The following is a 10,974-nucleotide window of genomic DNA, read 5'->3' on the forward strand; positions in this document are numbered from 1 at the left end:
GGCGGGGACGAGCTGGGCGCCGCGCTCGCCCCCGTTCCTGGCCAGCCAGGTGACCTTGACCGGGGCGTCCGTCCGCACCGGCAGGAAGTCGTCGCTGGTGGGCACCTCCATGAGCACCTCGCCGTTCAGGTGGGCGGGCAGGCGCTCCAGGATGGCGCAGATGGCGGGCACGGCGGTCTCGTCGCCGGCGATGAGCACGCAGCCCGTGCCGGCGGGCGGGTGGAACTCGAGCCCGCCGTGGCGGCCCTCGAAGCGCGCGTGCGGGCCGTAGAGCGCGGCGAGGTCGCCCGGACGCACCCCTTCGGCCCAGCGGGCGACCGGGCCGCCGTCCGGGTGCATGACCACGTCCACGTCGACCTCGGCCGCCTCGGGACGGACGAGCCTGGCGGTGTAGGTGCGCATCGGGTTGCGCCTGGCGGAGTCGAGCACGCGCCAGCGCGCGTACCAGTCGGCGCCGGCGGGCAGGTGCGCGAAGCCGTGCTCCGGGACGGGGAGGAGGAGCTTGACCCGCTGGTCGAAGCCGTTGTCCGCGAAGTGCCGCAGGTCGTCGCCGGCGAAGGTCACCCGCAGGAACGACGGGCTCAGCCGTTCGAGCCGGTCCACCCGTACGTGGAACATGTGAAAGGGCTCGGTCATCCCCGAAATCTCCGATCTAGATTAGGTGAGCCTAACCTAAATGATTTCGCGGCTTTAGGCCACTCGGGATCCGTCGCGTGCGGTCGCCGGGTCGTCGCCGTGCGTGGATATGAGCAGGTCGGAGTACGTGAGGGCCAGGCGGGAGTGAAAGTTTCACGGCCGATTGACAGCGGGAAAGCGCTTACCTATGTTGTGGGCTGTTCGCTCGTACGTACGGCTGTCACATATGTGAACCAATGCTCGCTGGGGGGACACCAGGGCAGGGCGCTCAGCACCTGCGCGAGGCCACAGCAAGGAGCGTGAATCGTGCGACACACCATGAACGGCGGCGCGGCCGCCCTTACCGCGATCGTCCTGGCCCTGGCCGGCGTCACGACGGCGGGCGTCGTGGGGGCCACCTCGGCCTCGGCCGCCCCGGCGCCCGGATCGTACACGGTGGTGAACAACGGAAGCGGGCTGTGCCTCACCGTTCCGGGAGCGAGCACGTCCGACGGCGTGCAGCTCACCCAGACCGCGTGCGGCGGCGCGGCCCAGACCTGGACGCTGGCGGCCGTCAGCGGCGGTTACACCCTCAAGGCCGCCCACAGCGGCAAGTGCGCGGGCGTCAAGGACGCCAGCACCTCCGCCGGCAAGGCCGTGCAGCAGGAGACCTGCACCGGCGCCGCGTCCCAGACGTGGACGGCGGCCGAGTCGGGCTCCACCGTCCGGCTCGCCAGCGCCAACGGCGGCAAGTGCCTCAACATCAAGGACGACTCGACCGCGTCCGGCGGCCTGGTGCAGACCAACTCCTGCGACTCGGTCGCCACCAAGCAGTGGCGGCTGAGCTCGTCCGGCACGCCCACCGACCCGCCGACCGACCCGACGGACCCGCCCACCACGCCTCCGCCCGGCAACCCGTCCGGGCTGGTCGGCTGGGCCACCCAGGGCGGCGGCACCACCGGCGGCGGCAACGCCGCACCGACCACCGTCAGCAGCGCCTCGGCCCTGACCAGCGCGTTGTCGGCGAGCGGCGCCGCGGTGATCAGGGTGTCGGGCACGATCTCCTGCTCCGGCATGCTGCGCGTGGCCTCCAACAAGTCCGTGCTGGGCAACTCGGGCGCGGTGATCTCCGGCTGCGGGTTCAACATCTCCGAAGCCTCGAACGTGATCGTGCGCAACCTCACCTTCCGCGGCTGGAACGACGACGCGATCAACGTGCAGTACTCGACCCGCGTCTTCATCGACCACAACACCTTCAGCGACGGCTACGACGGCGCCGTGGACGTCAAGCGGGCCAGCGACTACGTCACCATCTCCTGGAACCGGGTCTTCGACCACGACAAGACCATGCTGCTCGGCCACGACGACGGCAACGGCGGCGAGGACCGCGGGCATCTGCGCGTGACGTACCACCACAACTGGTTCGACGGCACCAACCAGCGCCACCCGCGGGTGCGCTTCGGCAACCCGGTGCACGTCTACAACAACTACTACGGCAACGTCGGCAGCTACGGCGTCGCCTCCACCCAGGAGGCCGGCGTGCTGGTCGAGGGCAACTACTTCGAGAACACCGACGACCCGTTCCATCGCGGCGAGGGTGACTCCCCGGCCGGCAGCCTGGTCGCGCGCAACAACCACTTCGTCAACTCCGGCAGTGGCCAGAGCGGCGGCAGCGTCGGGTCCATCCCGTACGCGTACTCGCTCGACACCGCCTCCGGGGTGAAGTCGATCGTGACCGCGGGCGCCGGCGCGGGGCGCATCTCCGTCTGAGCCGTCCCGGCAGGTCCTTCCCCCACGGCCCCTCCGGCGTCCGCCCGCCGGAGGGGCCTCGTCGTGCGCCCGCGCAGGACGGGGAGGTAGCGTCATAGCGCTGTTGAGGTCCCCTCCCTGCGATAGGAGCCCGACTTGTCTCCTGTGATCCTCTCCGCGGCGGGCGTCGCGCTGGTGCTCGACGACTCCGGCCCGGGGCTGCCGCGGGTGCGGCACTTCGGCGCCGGCCTCGGGCCGGCCGCCGGTCCCGGCCTGCTGCCCGTGCTCGCCGCGCCGTCCCCGCCGCTGCTGCCCGCCCAGGGGGACGCCTGGTACGGCCGGCCGGGCCTGTCCGGCGTCAGGGACGGCGAGCACTGGCCGGTCCGGTGGAGCCTGGACGGGATCGACGTGTCGGCCGAGCCCGGCTCCGGTGGGTCCGTGACCGTCACCGCCTCCGACCCCGAGGCGGGCCTGCGGCTGGTGAGCGAGCTGCGCATGGACGGCGGCGGGCTGGTGCGGCTGCGGCACACGGTGACGAACGCGGCGGCCTCGCCGTACCGGGTGGCGGGGCTGATGTGCGTGCTGCCGGTGCCGGAGCGGGCCGGTGAGCTGCTGGACTTCACCGGCCGGTGGGCGCTGGAGAAGGTGCCGCAGCGCAGGGAGTTCGGCCAGGGGGTGTGGTCGCGGGAGAACCGGCGGGGCCGCACCGGGCACGACGCGACCGGGCTGCTGGTGGCCGGCACCGGCGGGTTCGGGTTCCGCTCCGGCGAGGTGTGGGCGGTGCACGCGGGCTGGAGCGGCGACCACGTCCACTACGCCGAGCGCGTCGCCGAGGGCGTGGCGCTGCTGGGCGCCGGCGAGCTGCTCGAACCCGGCGAGGTGGTGCTCGCCGAAGGCGAGAGTTACCGGACGCCGTGGGTGTTCTTCGCCTGGTCGGGCGGCGGTCTGGACGACGCGAGCGCCCGGCTGCACGGGCACCTGCGGGCGCGTCCGCTCCCGGTGCGTCCGGTCACGCTGAACAACTGGGAGGCCACCTACTTCGACCACGGCCTGCCCCGGCTGCTGGAGCTGGCCGGCAAGGCGGCGGCGGCCGGGATCGAGCGGTTCGTGCTCGACGACGGCTGGTTCCGCCACCGCCGCCACGACCGGGCGGGCCTCGGCGACTGGTACGTGGACGAGGGCGTCTGGCCGGACGGCCTGCGCCCGCTGGCCGACCGCGTCCGCGAGCTGGGTATGCAGTTCGGCCTCTGGTTCGAGCCGGAGATGGTCAACCCCGACTCCGACCTCGCCCGCGCGCACCCCGACTGGATCCTCGGGCACGCCGAGCGCATGCCGCCGCCGCACCGCCACCAGCAGGTGCTCGACCTGGCCCGGCCCGAGGTGTACGCGTACCTGCTGGAGCGGCTGGACGCGCTGGTCGGCGAGTACGCGCTCGACTACATCAAGTGGGACCACAACCGCGACATCGCCGAGCCGGTGCACGACGGCGTGCCGGGCGTGCGCGCCCAGACGCTGGCCGCCTACCGGCTGCTGGACGAGCTGCGCGAGCGCCACCCCAGGCTGGAGATCGAGTCGTGCTCGTCGGGCGGCGCGCGCATCGACTACGGCGTCCTGGCCCGTACCGACCGGGTGTGGACCTCCGACAGCAACGACGCGCTCGACCGGCAGTCGATCCAGCGCTGGACGGGGCTGCTGGTGCCGCCGGAGCGGCTGGGCTGCCACGTCGGCGCGCCGCGCGACCACTGCACCGGCCGGGTGCTGCCGCTGGCCTTCCGCGCGGCGACGGCGCTGTTCGGGCACATGGGCGTGGAGTGGGACCTGACCGCCGCGAGCCAGGAGGAGTTGGACGAGCTGGCCACCTGGATCGCGCTGCACAAGCGGCTGCGGCCGGTGCTGCACGCCGGGCGGGTGGTGCGGGCCGACCATCCCGACCCGTCGGCGCTGCTGCACGGGGTGGTGCTGCCCGAGCGGGCGGTGTACGCGTACGTGCAGCTCAGCTCCAGGACGGCGATCACGCCAGGCCCGCTGCGGCTGCCCGGCCTCGACCCTGAGGCGGTGTACGAGGTGCGGCTCGCCGGCCCCGCCCCCGAGCGGACGGCGCTGCCGGAGTGGGCCGCGACGCCGGACGGCGGGCCGGTGCGGCTGTCCGGGGCCGTGCTGGGCGAGCTGGGCCTGCCGGCTCCCGCGCTGCGGCCCGCGACGGCGTTGGTCGTCGAGCTGGAGCGGGTGTAGCGCAGGTCGAGCTGGGTTTGCCGGCCCCCGCGTTGCGGCCCGCGTCGGCGCTGGTCGTCGAGCTGGAGCGGGTGTAGCGCCGCTCAGCCCAGGTCGAGCCCGGAGCCGCCGAACCGGTCGCGCAGGAACCTGCCCTGGTCGCGCAGCGCCTGCTCGTCGCCCCGGTGGATCGCCTCGGCGACCTTGCCCATCTGGGCGTCGAGCAGCGCGAGCTGCTCCAGCAGCTCCTCGTGCGCGCTGCGCTCCCGCCCGGCCCGCCGGGTGAGGGCGTAGCGGCGGGGCAGGTTCGCGTACGCCTCCAGGCTGGCGGGCAGGTAGCGGCGGATGGTCTGCGAGACCACGTGGAGCTGGTCGGGGGAGGCGGTGAGCTGCTCGGCCCTGGCCAGCACGGCGCCGATGACCTCGGCCAGCGCGTGCGTGGCGGCCCGCACGTCGTCGGGGAAACGCCCGTCGACGCGGCGCAGCAGCCCGTCCAGGTCGGCGCGCAGCGCCCGCGTCTCGACCTCGGCGTGCGAGATCGTCAGCCGGACGCGGTCGGGCGGGGCGAGCAGCGCGCCCACCCCGTACGCCGCGAGCACGACGACCGGCCAGAACGCGCCCGCCAGCCCCAGGAAGTGGGCCCCCAGCCCGAGCAGCGCCAGGACCGAGCCGACGATGTTCCTGGTCGAGCCCAGGTAACGCAGGACCCGCTCACTGGTAGCCACGGATCTCCTTGAACGCGCTGGTCAGCGAGGTCTCGCGGGCGTCGAACACCGCGCCGCCGGTCAGCTCGGCCACCTTGCGCATCTCCTCGACGTCGCTCTCCCCGAACAGCACCACGAACGTCGGGACCCGGCGGCTGTCCTGCGGCAGCGAGCGGTAGTAGGACTCGAAGCCGGCGTAGTCGGAGCCGTTGGTGTTCTCGCCGTCGGTCATGAGCACGATCGAGCCGTAGCGGCCGGAGGTGACCGGACGGCCGTAGGCGGCCCGGAGGCTGTCGTAGATCGCGGTGCCGCCGAGGGCGGTCAGCCCCTCGGCGTAGCGCCTGATCTCGGCGAGGACCTGCTCGGGCGCGCGTTCCGGCACGGTGAACGGGACCGGCCGGCGCGGCGAGCCGCTGAACGGGATCATCGTGACGCTCTCGCGGTTGCTGAAGCGGGTGAACGCGCCGGAGGCGGAGGAGTCCGCGCCGGTCAGGGCCACCAGCGCCTGCCGCAGCGCGGTGATCCGCTCGCCCTTCATCGAGCCGGACGTGTCCAGCACGAACGTGGCCTGCGCCGGGACGCGCACCTGGTTGAGATAGGTGGCGATCAGCTCGTCGGCGGTGCCGCGCCGGTTGGGGAAGGGCAGTTCGATGAGCTGGCCCGCGCCGAAGCGGGCGTCGAGCGGGACGCCGCCGACGATCGGCCGGCGGTGCGTGCCGGTCATGATCTCCTTCTGCACGGCCGGGGTGCGCAGCCAGGCGGCGAGCTTGCCGTACAGGACCTTCTTCTCCTCCGGGGCGGAGGCCAGCAGCGTGAGCGGGTAGTCGGCGCTGACCACGCCGTCGGAGGGGTGGACGAGCGTGAGCGGCTCGCGCGCGCCCAGCAGCACCGACTCGTAGTTGACCATGCCGTCCACGCTCGGGTCGCGGGCGTAGGCGTCGGCCAGCCAGCCCGACGAGCCGGCCGTCAGCCGCTGCGCGGAGAAGAACTCCTTCAGCCGGGGCGTCACCGTGGCGACCTGCTCGGCGCTGAGCGCGCCGTCGGCGTCCGACAGCGCGGCGGCTACCCCGACCAGGGCGGAGAAGCCCGAGTTGGAGGAGGCGGGGTTGGTCATGCCGAAGCTGAAGCGGCCGTCTTCGGCCGCCGTGGCGATGTCGGCCCACGAGACCTGCCGGCGGTCCCAGCCGAGTTCGGCGGCCTTGGCCGGCTTGAGCCCGAGCACGACCGGCGAGACCATGATCTTGGTCTGGGTGGACAGCTTGGCCGGCGCGCCGTCGATCAGCGACAGGTAGCGGTTGGAGGAGAACCAGGTGGCGTCCAGGTTGCCGTCGGCCCGGCCGCTCGCGACCTGGTCCGCGCCGTCGAGCGTGCCGGTGTAGGTGAGCCGCACCGTGACGCCGGCCTCGCTCCCGGCCCGTTCGAGCAGCGGCTCCAGGTCCTTGATCTCGCTGCCGGCCAGGACGCGCAGCACGTCGGGGCCGTCGGCGGCCTCCTCCGTCCCGCCGCAGCCGGCCGTCAGGAGCAGGGCGGGCACCAGGACGGCCGCGAGCCCCCCGCGCAGCCTCATGACGACTCCCGGGCGCGGTCGAGGTACGTCCTGGCGTGTTCCAGCTCGGAGGACAGGCTGTCCACGGTGGCGGCCATGCTGTCCACGGCCTTGGCGCGGAAGGAGTCGATCAGGTCCATGGTGGCGTAGACGTTGTCGAACGCCTGGCGCAGCGTGTCCATGTCCACGCTGGTCGAGGCGGCCTGGTTCTGGATGGCGCCGGCCTGCGTGCGCAGCATCTCGCTGGTGGCCAGGATCAGGTCGCCGGTCGTCGCGTTGAGCGCGCTGATCTGGTCGAGGACGAGCTTCTGGTTCGCCAGCGCCTGCGCGACCGTGACCGCCGTGCGCAGGGCCGCGACCGTGGTCGTGGTGGCGCGGTCCACGCCCTTGCTGAGCTCCAGGTTGTTCTTGCGCACCAGGTCGAGGGCCAGGTAGCCCTGTGCGGAGACGGCGAGCTGGGTGAGCAGGTCCTGGTGCTTCTGGCGGACCGCGAACAGCGCGTCCGAGCGCAGCGCCGTGGCCTGCGTCTCGTCGGCCAGCGTGACGCGCTCCTCGATGGCGGCGTCCATCGCCTTGGCCATGACCGCGTACTCCTGCAGCCTGGTCATCGCCTCCCACAGGTTCGCCTTCTCGCCCTCGATGGCGGCGTTGTCGCGCAGCAACTCGTCCTGGCCGGACTTGAGCGCGCGGATGATGTCGTCGAGGTGCTGCTGCGCGGAGTGGAAGCGGGCGAAGTAGTCGCGCAGCCGGTCGCCGAACGGGATGAGCCCCAGCAGCCGGCGCGGCCCGCTCGCCGCCTGCTTCGGGTCCAGGTCCACGACGGTGCGGCGCAGCGCCACCAGCCCGCCGGCGACCCTGGCCTGGGCGTCGGCGCCCTCGCCCCTGGCCCCGCCGAGGGCCGCGACCGGCCGCTTGAGCATGCGGTTGGCCACCTGCGAGGCGGACCTGATCTCGGTGTCGCCCATCGAGGAGATGTCGTGGACCTTGCGGGAGAACTCCGGCGTGCGCGGGTCGATCCCGCTCAGCTCGCCGGCGAACTCGCGGGCCCTGGCGGTCAGCTCGGCGGCGCGCTCGTCGGCCATCGGCAGCATGGTGGCCGCCGTCTCGGCCGGGACCGGGGTGACCGGCGCGGGCGGCGTGAGCACCAGTTCGGACACGTGCGGGATCTCCTTGCTAGGGTCGTGCGGCGTCGATGGTGGTGATGAGCTGGTCCAGCCGCTCGTAGGTGGGCGGCTCGACGACGTCCACGAGGTCGGCGGCGGCCGGCGCCTTCGTCTTGGCGACCAGGCCGGCGAACGCCTGCGGGTCGGTGGTGCGGAAGCCGTACCGGGCGGCGAGGGCCTGCAGCTCGTGGTCCTCGGTGAGCAGCTTGCCGACCCGGTCGCCGTCGCCCGACAGGGGGACCACGGTGTGCTTGCTGAGCACGGTCGGCGACGGGTAGACCAGCCGCATGCCGGGTTTGATCGCGCCGTCGCCGGCGAAGACGTGCGCCAGGTACTGCGCCTCGTAGACGACCAGCATCGGCGTCTTGCCGGCGCCCAGCGCGAGGTAGTCGTCGAAGGACGCCTCGCTGGTGGACTCGGAGAAGCCCTGGTCGAGCACGGCCGGCGCGAGGACGGGCGCGATCTTGGCGATCTGGCCGGCGGAGCTGATGACGTCCTCGCCGTTGGCGACGTAGCCGATGGCGGACAGGTACATGGCGGCGGAGTTCGAGGTGCGGATGTCGGTCGTGGTGAGCAACACCCGCTTGCGCGCCTTATATGACGAATTATCGGGAATCTCGTCCCAGCGAGTGCCCTTGGCCACCAGATCTAGATATTTCTTGATGTCGAAGGTCTGGTGGCCTTTGCCGGAATCGCTGAGGACTCCGGCCTTCGTCAGCAACTCCGCGATCGGCTCGAACGTGGCCACCGCCATCGGCGAGTAGAACGGCGAGTACGTGACGGCGGCGCCGCGGTCGCGCTTGATCCGCTCGGCGGCCGGGACGCTGGACGGAAAGGCGAAGGCGTAGCGGCTCAGGTCCACGTCGGTGACGATCTGCCGGGACCCGGCGGTGTCCACCTCGACGCGCAGGCCGTGCCGGGCGAAGGCCGCCTTGACCTCCGGGTCGTCGAAGAACGGCTTCTTCTCCGACCCGATGACCCCCCGTACCACCGTCGCCTGCGGCGCGCCGTCCCCCTGGTTCCCGATGACGATCGCGACCGCCGCCACACCGGCCAGCACCACCGCCAGGACGACGCCGATCCACCGCTTCATCGAACCCCGTTTCCTGAAATGACCCCCATGCCGAGGATTATGGGACGGCGGTGACACAGGTCGCGCGGGGCGCAAGGGGAACGTACGGCAGAATTCACGCGCCGTTCACGGCAGTCCGGGAAAAGGGCTGAAGCGCGGTTCTGGCCTAGGATGCCGGGCATGCGACGTCTCATCGGCCTGCTCACGAGCGCCCTGTTATCGCTGCTGCTCCTGGGCGGTACGGCGCACGCCGCCTACCCCGTCCGCGATCGGGCCCTGACCGCGAACCAGCTCTACCGCTCCGGCGTGCTCCAGGACAGCCGGTGCACCGAGCGCCCGGTCAAGCCGAACGACGTCGCCCTCGCCAAGCGCTACCTGACCACGGTGTTCAACTGCCTCACCGCCTCATGGGGCGCCTACTTCAAGCGCGCCGGGCTGCCGTTCACCAAACCGAAGATCGGCTTCATCACCAAGGAGCGGCGCTTCTGCGGCGAGCCGTGGGGCGAGGCGTCGGGCGCCTACTGCCCGGCGGAGGGGCGCTTCCTGCTCCTGCTGGACAAGAACACGCTCAGCGACCCCGGCGACCTGTTCCTCCTCGACCTGGTCGCCCACGAGTACGGCCACCACCTCCAGCAGCTCACCGGCATCAACCGCGCCCACGGCCGGCATTCCTACCGGGGCAAGAGCGAGCGGAACGAGCAGTCGCGCCGTTCCGAACTGCAGGCCGAGTGCCTGGCGGGGGTTTTCATCGGCAGCGTCTGGGACTCGTTGAAGCGCACCGGGGACGACTGGAAGTTCCTGCTCGACCTGAGGAGGGAGAGCGGCGACGAGCAGGCCGAGGTCCGCGACCACGGCAAGGGGCGCAACATCGCGGCCTGGCTGGACAAGGGTTTCCACGCCGTCTCACCCGCGGCCTGCAACACCTGGACGGCCTCCGCCGCCAAGGTCGCGTGACACAAGGACAGGACGGAGACAAGCAGGACAGGCGGCGGCCGGTTAACCGGGTTTAATGCCGCCGCAACCCAGCCACCCATGATCAGGTAACACGGCCCGCGCATACTGACGGGCATGAGCGATGCACCGAAGGTGATTGACGCACGTACCGGACACCGCCGTTCCTGGGGACGGGAGCTCGCCGAGCTCGCCGCGCTGTTCCTCGCGGTCGGCCTGGCGCACCTGCTCGCGACCCTGCTCGGCCACCAGGACCCCGGGCCCGTGGTCCTGGTCGGTCTGGGTCTGGCGCTGATCGTCGGCGCCGCGATCCACAAGCGGCTCGCCGCCCGGGGCCGGCTCCGGCCGCGCTCCCGCGCCCGGCGCGGCACGGCCCCGCAGGCCGTCGAGGGCGAGGCCGGACCCATGGCGTTGTGGCGCATCCGCATGCGGGTGGTCGAGCGGCCCGGCAGGCTCGCCACCGTGGCGGGCGCGTTCGGGCGGCTGGGCTGCAACATCCTCGCCCTGCACATCGCCCCGACCGGAGGCAGCGCCATCACGCCCGCCGGGTGCGACGCGCTCGACGAGTTCGTCATCGAGGCGCCCCGCGAGCTGCCGATCGGCGCGCTGGCGGGGGCGCTGGCCGCGGCCGGCGGGCACGACGTGATCATCGTGCCCGCGCGGGTGAAGGACCTCACCGACCCCGGCGTGCAGGCGCTCATGCTGGCCCAGCGGGTCAGCGACGACCCGGGCCGGCTGCCCGAGGCGATGGCCGAGCTGCTGCGCGTCTCCCAGGTGGAGTGGCGGCGGCCCGGCGACACCGTGGACGAGGGCGCCGGGCTCAACACCACCATGGTCGTCTCCGTCACCCCCGACCGGGCGCTGCTCGTCCGGCGGCCCGAACTGCCGTTCACGCCGACCGAGGCGGCCAGGGCGGCGGCGCTGGCGGGCGCGGCCACGCACGCCCGCTACAGCACCGGCTGA

9 protein-coding genes are annotated in these 10,974 nt (G+C 72.5%); 4 read left to right on the forward strand and 5 right to left on the reverse strand.

Going from position 1 to position 10,974, the window contains the following annotated elements:
• On the reverse strand, window positions 1–636 hold a 636-nt coding region (locus FAF44_RS32850; RefSeq protein WP_237107217.1), incomplete at its 3' end, for a siderophore-interacting protein.
• A gap of 306 nt (window positions 637–942) precedes the next feature.
• Between FAF44_RS32850 and FAF44_RS32855 the strand changes: the two genes are divergently transcribed.
• Window positions 943–2,385 carry an RICIN domain-containing protein gene (locus FAF44_RS32855; protein ID WP_237107218.1) on the forward strand — a complete coding sequence of 481 codons (1,443 nt, stop codon included), beginning with the start codon at window positions 943–945 and terminating at the stop codon, window positions 2,383–2,385.
• A 135-nt stretch (window positions 2,386–2,520) separates the two neighbouring features.
• Window positions 2,521–4,596, forward strand: a complete 2,076-nt coding sequence (locus tag FAF44_RS32860) for an alpha-galactosidase (protein WP_237107220.1) — start codon at window positions 2,521–2,523, stop codon at window positions 4,594–4,596.
• An 83-nt stretch (window positions 4,597–4,679) separates the two neighbouring features.
• Here FAF44_RS32860 and FAF44_RS32865 read toward each other — a convergent pair whose 3' ends face one another.
• The 4 genes from FAF44_RS32865 to FAF44_RS32880 are packed head-to-tail and all read right to left on the reverse strand — an operon-like array spanning window position 4,680 to window position 9,081.
• Window positions 4,680–5,300, reverse strand: coding sequence for a hypothetical protein (locus FAF44_RS32865; RefSeq protein WP_237107221.1), 621 nt, complete (start codon window positions 5,298–5,300; stop codon window positions 4,680–4,682).
• A complete protein-coding gene (locus tag FAF44_RS32870; RefSeq protein ID WP_237107222.1) occupies window positions 5,287–6,846 on the reverse strand; it encodes a VWA domain-containing protein in 1,560 nt (519 codons plus the stop codon). Before FAF44_RS32870 ends, FAF44_RS32865 begins: the two co-directional genes overlap by 14 nt.
• Window positions 6,843–7,982: a toxic anion resistance protein gene (locus FAF44_RS32875; protein ID WP_237107223.1), complete on the reverse strand. Its 1,140-nt coding sequence runs from the start codon at window positions 7,980–7,982 to the stop codon at window positions 6,843–6,845. The genes FAF44_RS32870 and FAF44_RS32875 overlap by 4 nt, the downstream gene beginning before the upstream one ends.
• Before the next feature lie 16 nt (window positions 7,983–7,998).
• The gene (locus tag FAF44_RS32880; protein ID WP_237107224.1) at window positions 7,999–9,081 is read right to left on the reverse strand and encodes a hypothetical protein; all 1,083 of its coding nucleotides are present in this window, start codon (window positions 9,079–9,081) and stop codon (window positions 7,999–8,001) included.
• Window positions 9,082–9,240: 159 nt separating this feature from the next.
• Between FAF44_RS32880 and FAF44_RS32885 the strand changes: the two genes are divergently transcribed.
• Both FAF44_RS32885 and FAF44_RS32890 read left to right on the forward strand, forming a co-directional pair.
• Window positions 9,241–10,014: a neutral zinc metallopeptidase gene (locus tag FAF44_RS32885; RefSeq protein ID WP_237107225.1), complete on the forward strand. Its 774-nt coding sequence runs from the start codon at window positions 9,241–9,243 to the stop codon at window positions 10,012–10,014.
• A gap of 114 nt (window positions 10,015–10,128) precedes the next feature.
• Window positions 10,129–10,974, forward strand: a complete 846-nt coding sequence (locus FAF44_RS32890; protein ID WP_237107226.1) for an ACT domain-containing protein — start codon at window positions 10,129–10,131, stop codon at window positions 10,972–10,974.

It is taken from the genome of Nonomuraea sp. MG754425 (genome assembly GCF_021699195.1).
GTDB lineage: Bacteria > Actinomycetota > Actinomycetes > Streptosporangiales > Streptosporangiaceae > Nonomuraea.